We start from the raw sequence: 20,309 nt of genomic DNA, 5'->3' as shown, positions 1-20,309 counted from the left end.
ATTGCAAAGAATTTACCCACTCGTACACCACAATGGAAAGATCTATCAAGTGGAAACTATGGAGACTTGGGTATAGCACTTACCATGGAGCTATTCGAATTGATGGTTTCTGCAGGGCATATTCCCAAAGATTTTGGACTGGATTATCATTTTCCCTTGGAATTAGATTGGAACTATGATCCTACCAATCTGGCAATGGTGTTGATCCAAGGTTCGATGCAGCCAGAATCGAACTTATCCAAATTACCTGCGGACCTAATCAATAGAATTTTTGCAGACTCTGTCGATCAAAAGCCCGAAGAGGTCAGCGCTTACATAAACACAGTAAGAGAATCCGTTAAGAATACTTATGCTGCCAGTATTGTTCCCCAGCTTATTTGCAAAGGAAGCTGGAACAATACTCCAAGCATCAGTATTTCTTGTCCCAATGATCCATCCCTTATTGATAAATTTTATCAATCGAACCTGCAGCCGTTCCATCACATGGTGCATCTTGATCCGAAAAATCATCAAATTATCATGAAAAGCTCCAAGGGCGTTGGTGATCATGGTGTTTATTCAGCCAATGCTGGACATGAACTGGCTATTGCTTTTGCATCTCAGGAAGAACGGGACAACTGGGCTGAATTAATGGGTTTTCAACATGATTATTACAATCAAGGAATTGGAATCTGGGCTGATCACCCTCAATGCATCTATTTCACGCGCCGGTTTTTTCTGATTCAGGAATTAAAACAATACATTCAGGAACAATCCCAAAAGGCCGAAGCCATTGTGCAAGCACTTGATACCCTCTCAACAGAACCTACCAGCATTCTTACGAAATTTAGTCTCTTTGTGCAGCAATTTTATAGGAATGAACAAGAGGAAATGAAATCAAAGCTGAAATGCTGCAATGAGCAAATTTTAGCTGCAAAACTATTGATCGAAGTTTTAAGTAATAAAATCGATGTTAGCGAGTTAAAAGAGGAATACCCTGCTTATGTTTCAATCATTGAACAAGATGAAGGGCTTCATGATATTCTGGCACAAATTGAGGAGAACAGTTCTGCACCACAACCAATGTAACATAAAATACAAACTGAATTGGTTTTATTCAGCCATATTAATCCATAATATGGCTGAATAACTGTCCAGTCAGCACCGGTTATTTTTGCACGTTATTTGGGGGATATTCGTGAATTTGAAGCAGATAATTCAATAAACGAGCTGTAATGTAACCTATTGATTTTCTGTTTTTAATTATTCAATCTTCTTATTCTTGCATTCCTCAATGATGCCAGGAAACGACTTGAGTTTTACTTTTTGGTTGATAATCTACTAATTTGTTCGGCTATTTCGGGCTCATTAATACCACGAATAATCACTTGATTCGTTTTCTTGATGCTTGTCACTTCATAGGGAATCTTACCGCCTAAGGTTTTACCTAGATTCGTCAAGAAATCTGAGGATTTTACTCGTCGTGTCTGCTCAATTTTTTCGAGAGGAATAAGTGCATCGACACGAAGTTGACCGTCTTTGCGCAAATGGGCTGAAACTTCCGGGCCTATTAGAGATTTCAAAATGGATGCGGTCGATGTGTGAAGCTCCTCTGGTTCGTAACTATAACAATGAGCACTTATTTGATCCCATAACGCTGTATCCAACTTTGGATCGGAACTTAGAAACGTATTAATCCCCAGTGGAAAATAAGTGCCATAACCTCCTTTTGCATAGGCCGCAATCAATTCTTTGTGAACTAAAGTTTCATTAGCCGGATTGTGAATATGGAACCAAAGGAATTGATTTGCATTTTCAGCGTATCGTTTAATCATTTGTTGGAATATACAATGACCAAATCCCAGAACAACTATAACCCCGCCGTCATTTTTTTTAACTTCTTTTAAGGTATTATCAGTCAGTGTTTTTTCTCTTTTTTCAGAATTTAAACTTTTTTCTTTAAGTTGCTCAGAGACAGGTAAATCAATTCCCCCAAGTTTGAAACATTGCTCTTTCATTGCCTCAAAAAGTTCCAGTTTAGCAACAATGCTTCTTAACTTTTCAGCTTCGTGCGTATACTCAGGACGTGAAAGCGGTAGTTGCTCTACTTTTTTTACTTGTATACAGATGAGCGTTTTTATTATTGTAATATTTTGCTCCAGCGATGCTCCAGGCTCCATTCCATCGACACAAATTGTGGTATAACCTGTTTTTTTTAAATGAGGTAGATGTTTGATAAGAAATTCGCTTGTTGCTCTATCTGCATGGCTTTCATATAACACAACCGGAGGAAGCTCGTATTTGGCATACATGATAGTTCCAATCTAATTGTATTATTTCAATTATAGCAGGCCTAGGTTGATCATTTTGACCCAACATTAGGATGTTTGATTTGTGTGTTGGGTTATCAATGAAAAGAGAATGTCCATTATTATGTGATGCATGAAGGGTTCCTATAATATCTGTAGTGTTTTAACGAATGATGCTCTTCTATTAATTTATCAAGAGCATCAATAATTCTAAACATGCGAAATTGAAATTCTTGCACGATGAATCGAAACAATAAAGGAATTTTTTATTTTTAGATAATATTACAACATGAAGGTGAAGTTATTTTATCTGCATCATCTTCTTCATCTACTTCATCTGCAGCGCTCAAGATATTTAATTCATCCTGTAAGTCTTCAGGAAGATTTGTTGTAGGCAATCTATACGCTTTCACTGCAAATAAAGAGTGACTCAATAAAGAAGAAGAATAAATTGTGTTAAAACACAAAAATTGTTCTTGGTTCCATTTATGAAATGTATTACCAGTAGGTAAATTTGGAGGAATAAAATCATTACCAAGCTTTATGTAATACTCAAAAAATAAATTTAAAGTGTGGGAGAGGCAAGGGGTGATATATAAGCAACCCTTAGAAGCTCGCTCAATAATGGGGATTGCTAATCTCAATGCGTCCTGATCGGATAATCCCTGATAATTGTTTAATGCGGTATTGTAACCTGTAAACCAATAATTAGCTTCACGAATGTATTTATCATAAAGAGTGCTCTCTACAATTTCCGGAGAAAGAGTACCATATTTGGTAATTTGCAGGGTTATTGCCATATTCATGGTCCCTATCATGATTTGATCTAAACTGAGACCTGTATATTTTCCAGGTTCTTTCAATAAAGAAAGAGCTGGATTTAATACTTGATGAATAACTTCTGCACTATGGTTACTTGTGTGCAGATCAAGCTCAAGTGCTTCAATAAATTTTGGATAATATGTATTTTCTAATTCATATAAAGGGATTAAAGGCATTGTTTAAATTTAATTGGCTCAAAAGGGGGGATGATTATATTGTTTTAAAATCAAATGGTCAATTAATTACTCTCTTTGGTTATATAAATACCTACTTCGATGATCAAGATGAACGTACCATGACCTAACAATAGATAAGCCGAATCAGTATAATTTTATCAAATCTTCTTAATAAAATTCAAAAAAATTGTACGGATTACAAAAAATGTACTTAAATTTTTTAAAGAGCATGACAAAAATACTTATGAAGTCATGAAGAAATGGAGTCATTATGGCCAATCGAATCTGTTCGGCATCAAGCAGCATTACTTTAAGAGCTCGCGTAAAAAATACTCCAGGAACTTTTGGTAAATTAGCAGCGGTTATCGAAAAAGAAGGAGGGCAACTCAATGCGATTGATACTGTTCGTGTTGAGGATGGATATCAGATTCGTGATTTTACCATTTTTACATGCGGCCCAAAACATGCTGAAATCATCGTAAAGCAATTGAGTATGATTCCTGAAGTTGAGGTGCTCCAAGTTTCTGATCGAACTTTTCTTGCGCATCTGGGTGGGAAAATTAGAATTAAAGGTCGTATCCCATTAAAAACCCGAGATGATTTATCAATTGCTTATACACCTGGTGTTGCGCGAATTTGTGATGCAATTCATAAAAAACCAGAAGATGTATTTAATTTGACTATTAAAAAAAATATGGTTGCAGTTGTTTCAGATGGAAGCGCTGTATTAGGTTTGGGAAATATAGGACCTTATGCAGCGATCCCAGTTATGGAGGGAAAAGCATTATTGTTTAAAGAGTTTGCTAATGTTGATGCATTTCCTATTTGTCTGGATACTCAAAATGTGGATGAAATCGTTGCCACCATCAAACATATTGCTCCTGTATTTGGGGGAATTAATTTGGAGGATATCTCCGCTCCTCGCTGCTTTGAAGTGGAAGAACGACTTAAAAAAGAGTTGGATATCCCAGTATTTCATGATGATCAACACGGTACAGCAGTAGTACTTGCTGCTGCGATGATTAATGCACTCAAATTGGTTCAAAAAAAACTGGAACAGATTAAAGTGGTTGTAGTAGGCATTGGTGCTGCGGGTACGGCATGTACTAAAATGCTAATCAATTTAGGCGTAAAAAATATTATCGGTTGTGATTGTGACGGTGTGCTTTATCAAGGTAAACCAGGATTACACCCATCACATCAATGGTATGCCGAACATACCAATCCTAATCTTGAACAAGGTACGGTGCATGAAGTAATCAAAGGAGCTGATGTTTTTATTGGCGTTTCAAAACCCGGAGTTATTACGGCCAAAGATGTAAAAAAAATGAATAAGGATGCAATTGTCTTTGCAATGGCAAATCCTATACCTGAAATAATGCCAGAAGATGCAAAAAAATACGCTGCTATCGTTGCAACAGGGCGAAGTGATTACCCTAATCAAATTAATAATGTATTGTGTTTCCCCGGTATGTTCCGCGGTGTTTTAGATTGTATGGCGACCAGGATTAACGAAGAAATGAAGCTTGCCGCAGCTTATGCTATCGCAAACTCTATAGAAGAGCAGTATTTGAGCTGCAGTTACATTATTCCCAGCGTATTTGATACTCGTGTTGTAAAAAATGTCGCTCAAGCGGTTAAAGATGCAGCCATTAAAACAGGAGTAGCTCGTAAATTAATAAAATACAATTTTTAGCGCCATGCAGCACAAACCTTTAAAATAATCGCACCTACAGAAAGGGTGTATTAAAGACATCAATGAAAAAGGAGCGCTCTAAAATGCCAAACATTGAAATCAAAAGAATTTATGAGGCGCCTAAAAAGACAGATGGATTTAGAATACTGGTAGATAAATTGTGGCCACGTGGCGTTAAGAAAGACGATGCTGCTATTGATTTGTGGCTTAAAGAGATTGCACCTAGTGATTCGTTACGCAAGTGGTTTAACCATGATGATCAAAAATGGACGGAATTTCAAAAACGTTATGCAAAAGAATTGGAAGACAAGCACGATTTACTCGATTCCATTAAAGAAAAAGCAAAACAACAACAAGTAACCCTGCTGTTTGCTTCTAAAGAAACTGAGCACAATAATGCGGTTGCATTACTCAATATGCTTCTACATCGTATACAGTAGTATGGAAGAGAGTAGAAATACCAATAAAAAATGCATGGATTGCCTTAAAAGTGCCAAATTTAAAAACACACAGCAATAACTTCAATCTAAAGGTATTGCCGCAAATATCAAACTGATGAAATAGTAGGGCGTTGTTAAAGAAAAGGATCGCTAAAAATATGTTTAGAAGGAACTCCTGCGAGAAAGATAGTGGTTTTAAGTTTATTGGTCGTTTCTTTAGGTCCACACACATATACCCTGGTATCATGAGGATTATTGATGTGTGTTAATGCTCTTCGTTCAATTAACGCTTCAGGATAACGTCCCTGGCTTTGCACCACACAAGGGTCATAAACAAAGGAACTGAATACTATCGATAAGGATTCCAATTCTTCACGATAGTAAATGTCCTCATCGGTAAGACCGCCATGAACTAAAGTGATACGTCCTTGATGATTTTGGCTGAGTGCGCTTCTAATAATGGCAATGAGCGGCGCAAGCCCCGTACCCGTTCCAGCCAATAACATATCAAAAGTTAATTGGTCGGGATTATAGTAAAAACAACGGCCAAAAGGTCCTCTAAGTTTAACCTCCATATTCTTTTTTGCCTTACTCACAAGCCATTGCCCCATACTCCCGCCTGGATAGATTTTAACGTGTAACTCAATAAATCTTTCTTGCATAGAGAGGTTGGCGATTGAATAACTTCGCATGGTGCCTTCGGGATTAATCAGGCTAAGATATTGGCCAGGGATCCAATGTTGTAACTCGTCCACACTAAGTTTAACTTGCACCACATTGTAGTTAAGTGGTTTAAGCTCAATGATTTTCGCATTGACCTCACACTCTACGCTTTCTGGGGCAACAACTTGAAGGGCTGCTTCTGGTTGTGCCAGACATGCCAGAAAATAGCCTTGAGATTTAAGTGTTTCAGGTAATCCTTCTTGCCACGATGGATGAACTACACCATCTTTAGCTTTAATCAGACAGGACTGACATATTCCCGCCTGGCATGAGTTGGGGTAATTCACACCATGACGCAGAAGACACTGTAATACATTTTCCTGAGGTTCTAGGACATATGATTGATTGTTAAAGTCTATAATACTCATGAGCGCCCCAACACTTCATCGCGAACACTATTGGCAATAGCTGCCACTTGTTTAATATCCTCTGCTGCGGCCCCTAACTCCTTAAGCGTTGCTCCTAAATGTTCTATAACAATATCCACGTGCGTATCATTTAATCCTCGCTTGAGTAAATGGGCATGTCCTTCACTCATGCTTTTTCCACTGTAATGATTGGGTCCACCAAAGACCATGGTTAAAAAACCTTTTTGCTTCAAGATTTGTTGATCCATATCAATATCATCAAAAAAATGACTTACACGCTCATCCATTAACATTTTGCGATAAAAAATATCAACTGCGGTATTTACTGCATCTTGGCCTCCCAAGCGCTCAAATAATGACTCAAACATGGTATACTCCTTAAAGATGTATTTGCAATGCATCTTATAAAAAGAAATAATCGGAGTCAACTCACAATTTGGATTTATTTATGCAACTTACACAATTTACGGATTACTCATTACGCGCATTAATTTACATAGCCCTTCGAAAAGAGTCATGTACGATTAAGGATATAACCGAGGCTTATGATATTTCGAACAATCATATGATAAAAATCATTCACAATTTATCGAAATTGGGGCTGATTAAAACAATCCGGGGGAAGAATGGCGGTATTTTAATGGCAGCCCAACCTGAATCAATTAATTTAGGACAACTCATTACGCAGCTGGAGCCTCATTTTGATTTGGTACCTTGTTTTAATAGGGAAAAAGCCAACTGTTGTATTGCTCCTGTATGTAAATTAAAGGGGGTCTTGTATGAAGCTCAAGCCGCATTTATGGATATTTTGGGGCGCTATACTTTAGCTGATGTATTACACAACAAAAATGAGTTGTCTGTTATCTTGAACATTAAATAGGGCAGACTGGAGTTATACGATTTTTTGTGCGAGCAAAAGACCAAATAAACCTGATATGGGTCTTCCCAGTTCATCTTGTTTATGTAAATGACCTACCGATTCTTTATATTCAAGTATCGACCATCCACTGTCTTGATACACGTGATAGAGTTCTTCTTTTTGCGGAAGAAACGTGAAGAATTCTGGCAGCGAATAAAGTTCTGATTGAATGGGAAATACTAAAAAATGATATCCATCGTTTTTAGTTACTCCCTGAAGCTCGGTGAGCAATCCTGGAATGCGTTGAGGGTTTAAAAACTGCAACGTGACTGTTGAGAGAACTAAATCATAAAGTTCGGATCCAAGATTTAAGGGTTGATTTAAATCATGCAGCAGCGTATCAACCCCAGATAACGCTTCTTTCTGGACAATCTCTTCAATTGTTTCTAATGCCGGTTTGTTATGGTCAATTCCTATCACACGATGTCCCATTTTTGCCAAATAAAACAAATTTCTACCCGAGCCACAGCCTACATCAAGAATTGATGCGTTCTTCAAATGGTGTAAATAAGTCTGATAGGCATACACTAAGTCACTATGTGCTGCTCCTAATCCGTATTTTTTATTGAAATATCGTTGAGGCATGCAATAAAACTCAAGATTTGCTTTAAACGTGTCACTGATTGGAATAATTTTATGCCATGCAGCAGGGGGGATCAGTAATTGAGGGTGCTCCGTATCGATTCGAGCTCGGGAACATTCATGCCCCTGGCCATTTAGGAATACAAAATCAATAATTCCTTCCTGGAGGGAAAGCTTACCCCAAGTTCCTTCTTTGGTACTGTGTTTTTCCAAGAAAAATTTCAGTTTTCCATGGCTATCAATTTCGATTTGCTTATAGCACATTAACTCGCTGTATTCTGATATCATGATGCACCTTTTATTTCTGGTTATCGATAACTCTCTTATTGGTTGATATTCTTATTCTCAGTAAGCTCTGGTTCCAGCCTAGTTAAAAGAGTACGCTCGTTCACTAATTTATCAGCTAACTGATGATTTACATCTCGATGCCCTTCCTCATCAATACGTACGGCCAATAGCACATCTCGCAGACGTGCATCAGTAGCTAATCCCCAGTAGTTTTTAGCAATCTCGGGAGCCGGGCAATTTTCAATGCGGCCATCATCCAACTCTTGTAAATAATGGGTATAGCTAATCACTGCCTCTTCTTCAAGATAACCTACAAATCGATGGGCTGTTTTGGAAGAAATAACATACATCAATAAATATAAAACCACAAAAATAGCTTGTGCTACAAAAATAATAAATCGTTCAAACCAATTTGGTTTGGCGATATACATGAAAGTAATCAAATGCATCCGTTCATTTTCTGCTTCATCGAGCAACGTTTTAATCCAGCCCTCATCATTTTTGATTTTTCTTAAGCAACGTAGATGCAGTAATGCCGCTCCAACCATCCCAGGTACTGCCGCTACTGTTTCGAGTACTATCGCGCGATTTCCATAGCGTTTTTGAAAGAAAGTATCAGCAAAAAATCGAAAAAACTTCACAAGACCAAAGGCAAATTTATCACTGATGGTTTTAGTCGGTTTATGACTTGCTGACATGATATGCTCCTTTAGAGTATGTTACACCAGATTATTATAATAAAGATGTATTTTAAATGCAACTTTAAGTGAATACCTATCTATCAGGAGTTACGAAAAACCCCAAGGTCGAGGCAAAAAATGTTTTTAATGAGGGAGTTTAGATAGACTAAATGACCGAATTAAAAACATTTTTTAACGAAGAGATGGGGGTTTTTCGTAAGTCCTGATTATAAGAGATAGAAGTCTTGCATCGGTTCGTTTTAAACGAACTCAAGATGGCCTGCCGTTTGATGACATCTAGCTGCGCATTTTTATCGGCGGAATGGAACCTGGATGAACGTTGGGGAGGTTTAAAACACCGACTTTGAATAAATTGGAGGAGAATGCTGGATGTGCAGATTTTTTTATTTTTATCGAATTCAGATAGGATGGTTTATGTTCTTAATTGTCTAAGTATTCTAATTTATTACAAAAAATCCAGCTGATGCCATTCCATTCATCATTCTTTTTAAATGAGTCGTATTGTTGGTTTAATAACTATTAACAGCAAATCAAGATTACCCAAAATTGTTGTTTGGAGCGTTGTCCTGAGTTTTATCCTTATTCAAAGAATTAATAAACTCCTTAACACTTTCAGGGTTGTTAAGTTCAAGCTTTGCTAAATTTTGATAAAACTCTTCAACCTCAGGGGCTCTTCCACGCATCTTGTTGTGCCATCCTTTGGTAAAATCAGAGTCTGATTTTTTCCAGTCGGCTAATTGAATCACTTCAATCAATGATTGCATTGGTGAGTCAGAGTATGTTGCTATATCTTTCATTTTTTTTAAGCCATCTACGTTAGAATATGGTTCACAAAATTGGCGTATTTTCTCTAATAATTCACTGTGCATCTCTTTCATTCTAGGGTCTTGGGATTTAATTGCTGCCAAATCGGCTTTAACTTGAGAAGTGTTTGTTCTGGTTACTTTTGATTTTAGTGCTGTATCGATTTTTGAATGTAATTTCTCAAGATCTGTCCCGTTACTATAACTCGCTTTAATTTCAACTTGATTTGTCTGCCCATCTTTTTCTTTTATACTTGTAATTTTTGGTTTAACAGGAACTTTCAAAAAAATATCATTATGTGATCGTTGAGCATGATCTTGTTTCGCGCGGTTTAATAAAGGTGCCTCTGCATACTTGTATCCACTCGTATCTATATCCAGGGTAGTAGTGGAAAAAACCCCATCAACATCAGAGTCCCATTGAACATTATCATTTTTCATTAACTGTATTAATTTGGAGGCAATATTTTTATTTTCTTCTTCGATCGCTTGCTGATATTTCTCTGCCATTTCCTGTTCTTCTATTTTTTTTAAAAACTCGATAAGTTCGGAAGGCTTCGTGTATACAGCTTCATATGCAGGAGGCGACTCTTGAGTTTTAGAAAGTTTTTCCCCAAATAGCACGTTATGATGGATATTATCTTTATCATAATCTTCCTTAGCGATTTTATAGGCTACCCCATCGGCATTGGCAGTCCACTTCCCCTTAAAATTCCACGTTTCTTGCATTTTCTTATTTAAAAACTTAGCAATGTCTTGATTAATTTTTTCTCTACTCATAACAGGCTCACAGAATTAATAGAATATCTTTCATAAATATAGTTCAATTTTTGTTACTTTTGTAATCTTTGGTAAGTAGGACCTGAATTTTGCATGAGCCTAGGTGTTTCATGCTGGACTTGATGGACTTGTAGCTCAATTTCTAATATTTATAAGTGAAGATGAGATGGAAACAAGCTTAAAAAGAATCTATTTAGTATGCAGTAATTTCGCTTTTTCATTTAGTTGCCAATTAAGATAGAGGGAGCATGAAAGCCATCTATTGTTCTACCGCTTTTTCAAGATTTTTTAGGCAATTTACATGATTATCAAATAATAGGATCTTGTTGTTGCTGTTTAATAGTGTTTTTAAATTCCACAAGCAATATCATTAAATTATTTTGGGGGGCTCGATTGATTGTTTCGATATTTGGATTAAATCAATCGAGTCTGAGCCTATTAATTCCTTCAAGGATTGTTCGCGTTTAAAATCATGTTTTGTCCTATTGTTGCTATTGCAGGCGGGGATTTAATATAGGGTTTTAAGCTTCCATCGGTTTTTGCTGCTCCAGTATTGAATAAAATAATAATTCCATATTGCTGTTGCATGGTAAAGCCAAGAAAACTTCGGAAATCCTTATGGCTACCGTTTGTTACAAGCTAGTATCGCCGCGCATTTACTGAATTATGCAAGTTGGGTAAAATAATTGTATCAACAAAAAGGAGAGCTTATGAAAAATAGGAACGATTTATTTACAGCAAACCAAAGTAAAACTGTAAGTTATGGAATGAAATGAACCTTAAACTCATTTAAACCTTCTTTTCTATTTTTACGGAATTTTTCCTATTTCAGTATGTGCTAATTGAGCTATTAGCCCATGCTCGGAGTGTCATGAGGTATTTCTATTTCAAGCTCAGGATTCTTTTCCTTAATTCCCAGACACTTCAAGAAATTGTTCCACATTTCGCTAAGAAGATTATAATCTTTGGATATCGCTTCAAAAACTTCTTTTGCAATTTCACTTTTACCTGTATTGGTATAGTTCATCTCTTCTATATACATGGAATCGTTTGTGATACTTAACTCACAAGACAAGTGTCCTATTTTTTCTCTGCCAAGATCAGTAGCTGTCGGAATTTGAATTGGTGTTTCAATTTTTAACTGGATTTTGTCCTTATTTCTAACCTCAAGACTAATTTGCATTTCTTCTGTCATAGCAGTGACAACAATCCCTGACTTGGTATTATCAGAAATAAGGGATTGGAGAGGAACTACAATACCAAAAGGTACAGCTCCGCGGCCTTGAAGTAAAAGGTTAATTGTCAAATTACGCAAATTAGGATCCATGACCCCTCGTTGTAATAAACTATCGTGTAGTGCAAAAACATTGATTTTTTTCCCTTGAAGTTCAGGGAATACAGCATAACTCTCTCCACGTGTTGCTTCGGTTAATGCAGCAGCGTCATAAAAATTAATAGGGATTTCCGATTCTCCATTCGGTTCTGGCTCAGGGATTATCTCCTTAGGATGGTCAAAATCTACCCTGACACTATCCAAGAATTTTAGTTTCTTTAAAAAATTAACTACAGGTTCCTTAAACCATGAGAGCTGTTCATTAAAAAATTTATAATTATGTTTTAAATCGACTCTATCTGCCATGATTATAAAATATAAAAGTTGGTTATTATTTAATTGTATTGTTTATTTGTTAAGGAAATATTAACAACTGATGGAGCAATAGGAAAAGTTTGTCTTTTCTAATAATACAAAAAAAATTCTAAGAGATATTAATAAATTCATTAAGTTACAAATGTCTATAATTTATGGTAATTAAAAGATAATACACAATTTTTTTGATGAGCAGTGGCAGGAATTTCATTTTTTTCTGGATACTGGCTCTGTTGGTTCTTAAATAATTAATCTGAAAGTTGTTAAAAATAGATTTATTGGATTTTTAAGAACCATAGGAATAAGCTTAAGCTTTTTACATTTTATAGATTGAGGTCCTTAGTTTTTTAAACTAAGGATTGTTAGCGTTTAAAATCATGTTTTTTCCTATTGTTGCTATTGTAGGCGGGGATTTAATATAGGGTTTTAAGCTTCCATCGGTTTTTGCTGCTCCAGTATTGAATAAAATTATAATTCCATATTGCTGTTGCATGGTAAAGCCAAGAAAACTTCGGAAATCCTTATGGCCACCGATTTTTCCACAAATTACTTCTCCATTGATTGGTTCACAGACCCAAGCATAGCCTTGTCCACCGACAATTGGTTCTTGTTTTCCAATATTGGGTAGAACAATCTTTCCTGCGGGTACAGGCAGATAATTATTGGGTGCATGAGCGATTTGCATCCCTTTTAAGAGCGTTAGTTGCTTGGGATCCTGATTGGTGCTTATATTCAAATTGGCACGAATAAAGTTAATCATATCGCTTGCATTGCTGCGAATACATCCTGCACCTGCCCAGGGCACATATGGGAAAGGATTTCCTAATTGATATTCATGAGTGAGCTTGTCGATATGGTATCCAGATGCATATTGAGCATTTTGCCACTGGCTTGTATTGCAAGGAGTTGCGCCGGCAGGAGTTATGACTGGGCACGTTCCATTATGTGCTTCGTCTGGAAGACAAGCACTTGTTAAAGGCATGTTGAGAATGTTTGTAATATTGTTACAGACCCATCCATTAAAATCACCCTCCAAAACATTGGGGAAGCCATCCCGATTCATGAGTGCCTGAGTGATTAATCCTACGCTGCTGTTCGAGTAAAAATTTCGGGTTGGCAAATAATGGGGGGATCCATATACCAAGCGCACTTGTGGCTTGCCATCACCAATACAGGTAGCAAGCGCAGTATTCAGTTTATTTACATCTTTAACGAAGTTCGATTGATTTAAATTCTGATCACCACTGTTTTGATCAACGCTTGGAGCATCTGAAAAACAGAAACCTCCCGAAAAAGTAGCGAGTTCTTGATAAGTCACTGGGGACTCATGGGAGGTTAAATCAAAACTTTTTCCTACCCAACTTTTAGACGGCAGATCGGGTTTGATCGGTGACAATGGATTGATTTGTTTTTTATAGATTGAAGCACCCAGACTCGCTGTAGTAAATGTTTTAGTCACTGAGGCGAGTTCAAAAAGAGTATTTTCATCTGGAGGCGTATCGTTTAAAGCACGAAGTCCACAGCTTATATAACAAATCTGTTCTCCAGAAGCCGTTTTTTTATAAATGCCGAACACTCCTCCCAGGGTTTGTTCTTCGACAACTTTTTGATTTGCTGTATTAAATACATCGGGTGTGAAGGTTAAGGCATGTTGATATTGAGCTTGGCAAAAGGAGGTTTGCCAGCTTTTCTTTTTTAGGAGGGTACAAGCAATATCCTTATTGATATTGATATTAATCGTATTCACTAAAGGGGTTCGCCCTTGATAGTTGATCTTAATGGTAAGTGGTACTGATTTAACTGTATTGGGGGCGTGATAGGCAATAGCTAATGTACAGTTGCTCTTTGCATTGATGAATGTACCACAGCTGCCTAAATTGGTATCAACCGACGCTAATGGGCTCGATAACTTAATGCCTAAGGGCAAATTAACCTTCGTATTATTACGTACTGTGTAATATAAGATAAGTTCTTCCTGTGGTAAAACCTGTTGCGAAGGTGTGGGCGTATTAATGAACTCCACCAGTGGCGTGGCACTATAAATTTGTTCGGTAATACCAAACATCATTAAAGCAGGAAGAAGCAGGGTTATTTTTTTCATAAATAAGACTCATAAAGAATTAAAGCTTAACCCAATATAAAATGCTTGGTTATTGAGTGAAAGCTTAATGGGTTCTAGTAAATTATGATTATTTGATAATGATGAATGTGCTGTATCACTTTGCGAATAGAGATAACGAGCGAATACATCAAATTTCTTATTTAGATGCACGGCAACGCCAGCACCTGCTGCTCCTGCAAATTGGTTATTGATTTTAGCTGGAAGTCGCAAGCTGCTTACAGGTGTGATACCAGGGAGCGCCTGATCATGATAGGTTACTTTGCTTACACTTAATCCCGCACCTAATGTGATAAACGGTGAGATTCTCTCGATAGGAGAGAATAAGTACAAATCACCCTGGAGTACTAGATTGAAGATATTTCCAGATTCTTTATAGGTGTAATTAAAAAATTCTGGATCATTGAGCTCGTAAACATCCCCAGTGAATCGTGCTTGTTGATAATAAATAGCGGGTCCTATGAGGATTTTTTTAAGCAACTGGCTATTCACAGAGATATTTCTTTGAAAAGAAAATGAATAGGTTGCTTGCGTTTTCTGGTGGGAATTAACCAGTGAATCAGTAATATAATCACTGATGATAATGGTTTGGTCGTTACTTTTTGTAAAACGGCTTGCACCGACTGCAATAGAGGTGCTCCATGAACTTTGATTTGCTATGACAGAAGAGGAGAGCAAACCACAAAAAATAGAAAGCAGGTATTTAATGTTCACAAACGATCCTTCAACATAGGGTATGCATCCATTCTTATTAATCACAAAGTACTATTTTCAAAGCGTCTGAAGTGGCCTTAGATAGATCTTCAAATCAACAGACTTGTAACCAATTTAGAACTATACATCAATATACAATGCACTATCAATTTTATAAATGAGGCAAGGGTACCTTAGTCCGATTGCTACAACTCTATGCATCAGAATCGCATCATATTTTGGTTGATAAATTAATTAATTTTATGCACCTGACTCACTGGCTGTTGTGCCGGCTTGTATTGAATTTGACAATTACCTGCTCCTGTCGACTCAATGGTTATTTCATCTTTATCGGCACTAATCGTCATTAATCCCGTGTAATACGTACTCATTCCCCTAACAAAAGCTTGTGTTACGGAAGATGTTGTTGGAATGGCAGGAACAAAATGGGTCAAAACCAAATGCTTTACTTTAGCTTGTTGTGCCATTTTTGCAAGCTCTAGTGAATCAGAATGGTAGTTCTTGGTTTCTAGCGAGAATGCAGCATCCAATGTATCACCTTTTACTATTGCTTGTTGGTAGATTGCTTGATTCAATGGATTACTTAGCACTTCATTAATCAAAAGATCGGCATTTTTAGCGTGAGTAGCGAGTGTAGGAGTAACTTTGGTATCACCACTGATGACGATTTTACATCCTTTATAGTGGACGACATAACCTAGCGCTGGATAGACGGGTTCATGAGAAACTGGAAACGCGGTAATTTTAATATCTGAGGTATCATAAACGATTTTATCTTGCTTCACCGCATCCACTAATTTGGGGAGCCCAAATCCCATTTGTGGATCGAGTCTTCCTTGGCTATTTGAAGCTCGAAACATAACATCCAGTTGATAGGCTTTAGCCAATCCTTTTACAACTTGCTTGACCCCGTAGGGTCCATAAATATTGATGGGTTCGTTACGTCCATTATTCCAAGTAGCGTTAATAACCTGACCCAAGCCACTGAAATGGTCAGAATGCCAATGTGTTATAAATACATTATGAATTGTTGGGTAAGGTAATCCCATCGAAGCCAAGGTTTGAATCGCTCCTTCGCCCGCATCAAATAGCATAAACTGCTTATTCGCAATCAGAGCAAGGCAAGCTGGTTTGCGAATCTCTTGCATGGTAACTTCCGGATCTCCAGTTCCACAGAGATAAAGATGCATCTTACCATCAGTTAATAAATTCTTTTGAATAGGATTCTCTAAATACAAAGCAGCGAATGAATGGCTGGCATAAGCAAATAAAACCAAGCTAAATGTTTTTAAGCATTTAATGGGCATGGGAAAGTCCTTTAAAATTGAGAATAGGGAAAACATTCAGTCCAGTTGTAAATCTTCCAATTCCCTAATCGCCAATTTTCAAATCCCTTCAAAATCGGTTGGCAGGAAGGAACATCTAAACGAATAAACGCTACATTGACTACTGCTTTAGTCGGAATCGGTTTTCCTTTGAATGCGTTATCTTCTTTTAATTCTACTTTTAAAGTTTTTAGTGCATATAAATGTGCAATACCTTTAATTAAGTCGATATCGACCTCAATATTGGAAACTTGAAACGTTAATTTCTTAAAATTAGAAAAATTCCTTTGAGTGAAGTTTATAATATTAGTTTTACCTCTAATAGGCGTATCAAAAGAGGGAACAATTAAACAGCTTTCTGCCTTATCCAACCAGAGTGCATCGATATCTGTTATATCTTGATTTTCTAATCCGTGCACATATTGCATAAATAAATGTGATATATATTTTTTTGTTTTCTCAAGCCTGTTAAGGTAGTTCTGATGATAATCCAATGTTTCTTCAATTAGAGTTTGCGTAATGGGATTAAGCTTATTCTTTATGTGGAGTAAGCGTTGTTGTAATTCAGGGGATAGTTTATTAGGGTATTGCTGCAACATCAGCAATGCGGGCATCATTCGGCCTTCTTGTTTCTCATCTGCTAACCAATCTGCTTCTGGGAAAAAAGAAAAATATAATCCTACTGCCATCATATTGGTAATAAATCGTTGATCATTGATTGCAGTTTGAATTTCAGGATGAGCGATGTCTTTCACACCCCTATCGATTAATGCTTGATACTTTTTAGCATTATCAAATGTTGCTAACGATGTCCCTTTACGATAAAACGTTCCATTGTCAGTAATCATTCCTTGTTTGTTATCAGGAATCAACTTATCTGGATCTATTGCAATAGATGAGTAGTTCATGCTGAAAACTCCTGTAAAATCTTATCAACCATTTTTTGTAATGTCGGAGTGAGCGTTGAATATTTTTCTTTTAATCGGTTTACAATTTCTGGCGTAACTGCTTCAGGTTGTTGCGAAAAGTAAAGCAAAATAATCATTAATCTACCTTGGTGTTCGCTTTGCAACCACTCCTCCGGAGAAAAAAAACCAATGATATCCAAAGCCTTTAAAGAAGGTATAAGTTTGGATTCGGTTTCAATAATTTTTAATAGGTTGTCCTCTTGGCTGATAGGGTCAATTTGTGACAATTCATCAAAGAAATAAGCGTTAATCATGCTTACGCCATATGAAGCAGCACGAGTAAAAGTGCCATCTTTTTGCAATTCACCAATTTGGTTATCCGGTATCCACTTTATAGTCATAGAGTCTTCTCACGTAAGTTAGAGAAAATTAGCTGTAAAAAGAGAATAATTTGCAGTAATTACAATAAATTAAACTATAAGAGTAAACTTTGCCAGTTAAATAGAAAATGAAAGACCTATATCATGATGTGGTCTATAAAACCACCTCGAGATGAATTTATATACTACATTTAGATTGATAGATGAGCCTATGAGTTTCTTCAGAGGTGTCCGCAATGCCACACCCATTATATGAACAATTAAAAAGTATTATTCTGGATGATAGGCTTATCTATGATGAACAGTATGCCTCTGAAAAATTACCTTGTGGGCTAACGAACTTGCAATTTGCGGGATTACTGTTGCTAGTAGAATATGAGCTTCCACATAAGCAAAAACAAGATTTTAAAATCAATCCAGAGGTTTTTCATAAACCCGGAATTATGAACTTCGTCAAACTTAATGCACCTATTCAATTTGTTTCAAAATGCTTGAGTTAGAATATTTTGTTTCTCGATGGAGGAGTAAGAACAAACAAGATGACTATTGGCAATAAAATTAGAAATGTGATTATAATGTTTTAAGGGATAATATTTATTACATGGAAGGTGCCCAATGAGAAATATATTTCAATGGTTAATTGAATTTCTTGATGCGATTGTTGGTGTTGAGGGAGATAAACCGAACAACCGTTATCTCAATGCTTACGAAGCTCAAGAAAAATATGATGCCGGCTTGATTCGAATGCGCGAATATAATAAAGAATTTGAACGCAAGGATAGGTTTTAAGCGATAACTGAATATCATATGACTGCTATGAATTTCATCGATTTGGTTATGGATCTTTCTGTACACGTGTAGCCTGGTTGTTTGCAACTGTCTCTTGCCCACATCTGTGCCTAAGCCGCTGGATATTCGAAAAGAGACAGACTGCTTTTTCTGCGATGGGTAGAATATTTAGGGCTGTTTGGGAGTTTCATAGAGAACTAAAGTGAGTGTACTTATCTGCCAATTCATCCAATGCCTGACCGCTAACCCGATGTACTGTCCATTCATCCATTGGTTTGGCGCCGAGTCGTTCATAAAATTTAATAGCAGGTTCATTCCAATCTAAAACCCACCATTCAAAACGTCCACAATTTCTATCTTTAGCTAACTTAGCTAAGTAGGCCAGCATAATTTGTCCTATTCCACAGCCTCGTGCTTCGGGTTTAACATATAAATCTTCTAAATAAAGGCCTGGCTTTGCTAAAAATGTTGAATAATTATGAAAGAACAAAGCAAAGCTAACTGGTTTTTCATCAAGATAACCAATGATAACCTCTGCATGAGCTTTAGAGCCAAATAAAGTTTCTAACAATTGTTCCTCAGTTGCGACTACCTCATGGAGCAGTTGCTCATACTCGGCTAATTCTTTAATAAATTGAAAAATTAAGGGGATATCAGATGCTGTTGCAATTCTAATTTTTAAATCTTGATTCATTATTTTTATCCTACTATTTACTTAAAAAAGGGCGCAGCATTTTAATTCTCTTCTTAATTTATGTTGCAGGTTATTCTGCTTTTTAAGGATAAAATTATCTTTTTATTGTAACTCTATATTAATTGATATGTTGAGAAAAATGCTCATCTGCTCTCAAGGTAAGAATTTCAAATCCATCCTCAGTTACTAAAATTGTATGTTCCCATTGTGCGGATAATTTATGATCTTTGGTGACAACAGTCCATCCATCTCCTAATATTTTGACCTCTCTAGTACCCAAATTAATCATTGGTTCAATAGTAAAAGTCATTCCTGCTTGTAATTGTAATCCTGTATTGGGCTTACCAAAATGCATGACATTAGGTTCTTCCCACATTGTTCTGCCAATACCATGCCCTCCAAATTCACGAACAACAGAATATCGATTTTTCTCGGCATGCTCTTGGATTATGCTTCCTATATCTCCGAGTCGAACCCCAGGACGCACTATGGCAATGGCTTTATAAAGACACTCTTGCGTAACGGCTACTAATTTTTTAGCAAAAGGTTTTACATCGCCGATGAGAAACATTTTACTTGTGTCACCGATATAACCGTCTTTTTGCACAGTAACATCAATATTAAGGATGTCACCGTTCTTAATTATTTTATCAGAAGGTATTCCATGACATACAACATGATTAATAGAGGTGCAAATGCACGCTGGAAATCCATGATGATTTAAAGTTGATGGTATTGCTTGCAAATCTTCAATAATATAGTTCCGACATATTTGTTCCAGTCCACTGGTACTTACACCGGGTATAACATAAGGTTCTATCATTTGAAGTACTGATGCGGCCAGATTTCCTGCAACCCGCATTTTTGCTATTTCTTCATGCGTCTTCACTAACATCGTGTATTTCACCTAATGATGCTTGATTTATTAGAATTTTGAGAATTTCAGGATAAGTAATAGAAGGATTTTCTTCTGCCAATTTTCCTATTCTAATCCAGTATTCAGCTTGTGAGTTTATTGAGCGGCTCATTGCTCTAGCCATCAGCTTTGTCGCTTCATGTAGTTCATTAGAAATTTTTACAATACCCATATAGTTCTCCCAAAAAACGAATTGTATAGTGATTTAAATCAAAATACTATAATATGCT

The 20,309-nt window shown here is 36.7% G+C and carries 23 protein-coding genes; 6 read left to right on the top strand and 17 right to left on the bottom strand.

The genetic code is table 11. The annotated features are described in order from the left end of the window. The first annotated feature begins 66 nt into the window (after nucleotides 1-66). Nucleotides 67-1,068: a hypothetical protein gene (locus ELY20_RS04575; protein ID WP_126955321.1), complete on the top strand. Its 1,002-nt coding sequence runs from the start codon at nucleotides 67-69 to the stop codon at nucleotides 1,066-1,068. Nucleotides 1,069-1,298: 230 nt separating this feature from the next. Here the strand turns inward: ELY20_RS04575 and ELY20_RS04570 are convergent, their stop codons facing one another. After that, nucleotides 1,299-2,291: a hypothetical protein gene (locus tag ELY20_RS04570; protein ID WP_110141372.1), complete on the bottom strand. Its 993-nt coding sequence runs from the start codon at nucleotides 2,289-2,291 to the stop codon at nucleotides 1,299-1,301. A 269-nt stretch (nucleotides 2,292-2,560) separates the two neighbouring features. Beyond that, nucleotides 2,561-3,286 (bottom strand): hypothetical protein, encoded by a 726-nt coding sequence (locus ELY20_RS04565; protein ID WP_110141373.1) that lies wholly within the window; start codon nucleotides 3,284-3,286, stop codon nucleotides 2,561-2,563. 271 nt (nucleotides 3,287-3,557) lie between these two features. Between ELY20_RS04565 and ELY20_RS04560 the strand changes: the two genes are divergently transcribed. Further along, nucleotides 3,558-4,982, top strand: coding sequence for an NAD-dependent malic enzyme (locus ELY20_RS04560; RefSeq protein ID WP_110141374.1), 1,425 nt, complete (start codon nucleotides 3,558-3,560; stop codon nucleotides 4,980-4,982). Between the two features lie 83 nt (nucleotides 4,983-5,065). Then, nucleotides 5,066-5,422, top strand: coding sequence for a DUF488 domain-containing protein (locus ELY20_RS04555; RefSeq protein ID WP_110141375.1), 357 nt, complete (start codon nucleotides 5,066-5,068; stop codon nucleotides 5,420-5,422). Nucleotides 5,423-5,556: 134 nt separating this feature from the next. Here the strand turns inward: ELY20_RS04555 and ELY20_RS04550 are convergent, their stop codons facing one another. Beyond that, nucleotides 5,557-6,513 carry an FAD-binding oxidoreductase gene (locus ELY20_RS04550; RefSeq protein ID WP_110141376.1) on the bottom strand — a complete coding sequence of 319 codons (957 nt, stop codon included), beginning with the start codon at nucleotides 6,511-6,513 and terminating at the stop codon, nucleotides 5,557-5,559. Further along, the gene (locus ELY20_RS04545) at nucleotides 6,510-6,881 is read right to left on the bottom strand and encodes a group I truncated hemoglobin (RefSeq protein ID WP_165831563.1); all 372 of its coding nucleotides are present in this window, start codon (nucleotides 6,879-6,881) and stop codon (nucleotides 6,510-6,512) included. Before ELY20_RS04545 ends, ELY20_RS04550 begins: the two co-directional genes overlap by 4 nt. Before the next feature lie 80 nt (nucleotides 6,882-6,961). On the opposite strand from ELY20_RS04545, the gene ELY20_RS04540 reads away from it, so the two are divergent. Further along, entirely contained in the window at nucleotides 6,962-7,393 is a 432-nt protein-coding gene (locus ELY20_RS04540) for an Rrf2 family transcriptional regulator (RefSeq protein WP_110141378.1), read from the top strand. Nucleotides 7,394-7,405: 12 nt separating this feature from the next. Here the strand turns inward: ELY20_RS04540 and tehB are convergent, their stop codons facing one another. From tehB to ELY20_RS04490, 10 genes are all read right to left on the bottom strand, one after another. Beyond that, the gene (gene tehB, locus ELY20_RS04535; protein ID WP_110141379.1) at nucleotides 7,406-8,302 is read right to left on the bottom strand and encodes an SAM-dependent methyltransferase TehB; all 897 of its coding nucleotides are present in this window, start codon (nucleotides 8,300-8,302) and stop codon (nucleotides 7,406-7,408) included. Nucleotides 8,303-8,337: 35 nt separating this feature from the next. Continuing rightward, nucleotides 8,338-9,000, bottom strand: a complete 663-nt coding sequence (locus tag ELY20_RS04530) for an alternative oxidase (RefSeq protein WP_110141380.1) — start codon at nucleotides 8,998-9,000, stop codon at nucleotides 8,338-8,340. A gap of 539 nt (nucleotides 9,001-9,539) precedes the next feature. Continuing rightward, a complete protein-coding gene (locus ELY20_RS04520) occupies nucleotides 9,540-10,586 on the bottom strand; it encodes a hypothetical protein (RefSeq protein WP_110141381.1) in 1,047 nt (348 codons plus the stop codon). Between the two features lie 447 nt (nucleotides 10,587-11,033). Continuing rightward, entirely contained in the window at nucleotides 11,034-11,174 is a 141-nt protein-coding gene (locus ELY20_RS16745) for a hypothetical protein (protein ID WP_158618862.1), read from the bottom strand. A 262-nt stretch (nucleotides 11,175-11,436) separates the two neighbouring features. Continuing rightward, nucleotides 11,437-12,225: a hypothetical protein gene (locus tag ELY20_RS04515; RefSeq protein ID WP_110141382.1), complete on the bottom strand. Its 789-nt coding sequence runs from the start codon at nucleotides 12,223-12,225 to the stop codon at nucleotides 11,437-11,439. A 361-nt stretch (nucleotides 12,226-12,586) separates the two neighbouring features. Next, nucleotides 12,587-14,335 (bottom strand): serine hydrolase, encoded by a 1,749-nt coding sequence (locus tag ELY20_RS04510; RefSeq protein ID WP_110141383.1) that lies wholly within the window; start codon nucleotides 14,333-14,335, stop codon nucleotides 12,587-12,589. 9 nt (nucleotides 14,336-14,344) lie between these two features. Beyond that, a complete protein-coding gene (locus ELY20_RS04505; RefSeq protein ID WP_158618861.1) occupies nucleotides 14,345-15,067 on the bottom strand; it encodes an outer membrane beta-barrel protein in 723 nt (240 codons plus the stop codon). A gap of 230 nt (nucleotides 15,068-15,297) precedes the next feature. After that, nucleotides 15,298-16,374 carry an MBL fold metallo-hydrolase gene (locus tag ELY20_RS04500; RefSeq protein ID WP_110141385.1) on the bottom strand — a complete coding sequence of 359 codons (1,077 nt, stop codon included), beginning with the start codon at nucleotides 16,372-16,374 and terminating at the stop codon, nucleotides 15,298-15,300. 11 nt (nucleotides 16,375-16,385) lie between these two features. Continuing rightward, nucleotides 16,386-17,300: a hypothetical protein gene (locus tag ELY20_RS04495; RefSeq protein WP_110141386.1), complete on the bottom strand. Its 915-nt coding sequence runs from the start codon at nucleotides 17,298-17,300 to the stop codon at nucleotides 16,386-16,388. Next, nucleotides 17,297-17,701 (bottom strand): hypothetical protein, encoded by a 405-nt coding sequence (locus ELY20_RS04490; RefSeq protein ID WP_110141387.1) that lies wholly within the window; start codon nucleotides 17,699-17,701, stop codon nucleotides 17,297-17,299. The genes ELY20_RS04495 and ELY20_RS04490 overlap by 4 nt, the downstream gene beginning before the upstream one ends. Nucleotides 17,702-17,916: 215 nt before the next feature. Here ELY20_RS04490 and ELY20_RS04485 point away from each other — a divergent pair, with 215 nt between their 5' ends. Both ELY20_RS04485 and ELY20_RS16860 read left to right on the top strand, forming a co-directional pair. After that, nucleotides 17,917-18,180 carry a hypothetical protein gene (locus tag ELY20_RS04485; RefSeq protein ID WP_110141388.1) on the top strand — a complete coding sequence of 88 codons (264 nt, stop codon included), beginning with the start codon at nucleotides 17,917-17,919 and terminating at the stop codon, nucleotides 18,178-18,180. Nucleotides 18,181-18,295: 115 nt separating this feature from the next. Further along, nucleotides 18,296-18,469: a hypothetical protein gene (locus ELY20_RS16860; RefSeq protein WP_165831564.1), complete on the top strand. Its 174-nt coding sequence runs from the start codon at nucleotides 18,296-18,298 to the stop codon at nucleotides 18,467-18,469. 187 nt (nucleotides 18,470-18,656) lie between these two features. Here the strand turns inward: ELY20_RS16860 and ELY20_RS04480 are convergent, their stop codons facing one another. The 3 genes from ELY20_RS04480 to ELY20_RS04470 all read right to left on the bottom strand — a co-directional run bounded on the left by ELY20_RS04480 (nucleotide 18,657) and on the right by ELY20_RS04470 (nucleotide 20,251). Then, complete coding sequence (locus tag ELY20_RS04480; RefSeq protein WP_110141389.1) at nucleotides 18,657-19,163, bottom strand: GNAT family N-acetyltransferase; 507 nt, start codon at nucleotides 19,161-19,163, stop codon at nucleotides 18,657-18,659. A gap of 118 nt (nucleotides 19,164-19,281) precedes the next feature. Next, nucleotides 19,282-20,058 carry a type I methionyl aminopeptidase gene (gene map / locus ELY20_RS04475; protein ID WP_165831565.1) on the bottom strand — a complete coding sequence of 259 codons (777 nt, stop codon included), beginning with the start codon at nucleotides 20,056-20,058 and terminating at the stop codon, nucleotides 19,282-19,284. Next, nucleotides 20,039-20,251 (bottom strand): ParD-like family protein, encoded by a 213-nt coding sequence (locus ELY20_RS04470; protein WP_058468834.1) that lies wholly within the window; start codon nucleotides 20,249-20,251, stop codon nucleotides 20,039-20,041. The genes map and ELY20_RS04470 overlap by 20 nt, the downstream gene beginning before the upstream one ends. Nucleotides 20,252-20,309 lie beyond the last annotated feature (58 nt).

Source organism: Legionella qingyii (assembly GCF_003990155.1).
Classification (GTDB): Bacteria; Pseudomonadota; Gammaproteobacteria; order Legionellales; family Legionellaceae; genus Legionella; species Legionella qingyii.
This window is presented reverse-complemented; position numbering and strand designations above follow the sequence as displayed.

Bases quoted from the DNA above. Each gene is read 5' to 3' on its own strand.
- ELY20_RS04550 (WP_110141376.1), bottom strand. From the start codon at position 6,513: ATGAGTATTATAGACTTTAACAATCAATCATATGTCCTAGAACCTCAG.
- ELY20_RS04495 (WP_110141386.1), bottom strand. From the start codon at position 17,300: ATGAACTACTCATCTATTGCAATAGATCCAGATAAGTTGATTCCTGAT.
- map (WP_165831565.1), bottom strand. From the start codon at position 20,058: ATGTTAGTGAAGACGCATGAAGAAATAGCAAAAATGCGGGTTGCAGGA.
- ELY20_RS16860 (WP_165831564.1), top strand. From the start codon at position 18,296: ATGAGAAATATATTTCAATGGTTAATTGAATTTCTTGATGCGATTGTT.
- ELY20_RS04515 (WP_110141382.1), bottom strand. From the start codon at position 12,225: ATGGCAGATAGAGTCGATTTAAAACATAATTATAAATTTTTTAATGAA.
- ELY20_RS04500 (WP_110141385.1), bottom strand. From the start codon at position 16,374: ATGCCCATTAAATGCTTAAAAACATTTAGCTTGGTTTTATTTGCTTAT.
- ELY20_RS04540 (WP_110141378.1), top strand. From the start codon at position 6,962: ATGCAACTTACACAATTTACGGATTACTCATTACGCGCATTAATTTAC.
- ELY20_RS04480 (WP_110141389.1), bottom strand. From the start codon at position 19,163: ATGAATCAAGATTTAAAAATTAGAATTGCAACAGCATCTGATATCCCC.
- tehB (WP_110141379.1), bottom strand. From the start codon at position 8,302: ATGATATCAGAATACAGCGAGTTAATGTGCTATAAGCAAATCGAAATT.
- ELY20_RS04555 (WP_110141375.1), top strand. From the start codon at position 5,066: ATGCCAAACATTGAAATCAAAAGAATTTATGAGGCGCCTAAAAAGACA.
- ELY20_RS16745 (WP_158618862.1), bottom strand. From the start codon at position 11,174: ATGCAACAGCAATATGGAATTATTATTTTATTCAATACTGGAGCAGCA.
- ELY20_RS04490 (WP_110141387.1), bottom strand. From the start codon at position 17,701: ATGACTATAAAGTGGATACCGGATAACCAAATTGGTGAATTGCAAAAA.
- ELY20_RS04560 (WP_110141374.1), top strand. From the start codon at position 3,558: ATGGCCAATCGAATCTGTTCGGCATCAAGCAGCATTACTTTAAGAGCT.
- ELY20_RS04545 (WP_165831563.1), bottom strand. From the start codon at position 6,881: ATGTTTGAGTCATTATTTGAGCGCTTGGGAGGCCAAGATGCAGTAAAT.
- ELY20_RS04470 (WP_058468834.1), bottom strand. From the start codon at position 20,251: ATGGGTATTGTAAAAATTTCTAATGAACTACATGAAGCGACAAAGCTG.
- ELY20_RS04570 (WP_110141372.1), bottom strand. From the start codon at position 2,291: ATGTATGCCAAATACGAGCTTCCTCCGGTTGTGTTATATGAAAGCCAT.
- ELY20_RS04565 (WP_110141373.1), bottom strand. From the start codon at position 3,286: ATGCCTTTAATCCCTTTATATGAATTAGAAAATACATATTATCCAAAA.
- ELY20_RS04485 (WP_110141388.1), top strand. From the start codon at position 17,917: ATGCCACACCCATTATATGAACAATTAAAAAGTATTATTCTGGATGAT.
- ELY20_RS04510 (WP_110141383.1), bottom strand. From the start codon at position 14,335: ATGAAAAAAATAACCCTGCTTCTTCCTGCTTTAATGATGTTTGGTATT.
- ELY20_RS04530 (WP_110141380.1), bottom strand. From the start codon at position 9,000: ATGTCAGCAAGTCATAAACCGACTAAAACCATCAGTGATAAATTTGCC.
- ELY20_RS04520 (WP_110141381.1), bottom strand. From the start codon at position 10,586: ATGAGTAGAGAAAAAATTAATCAAGACATTGCTAAGTTTTTAAATAAG.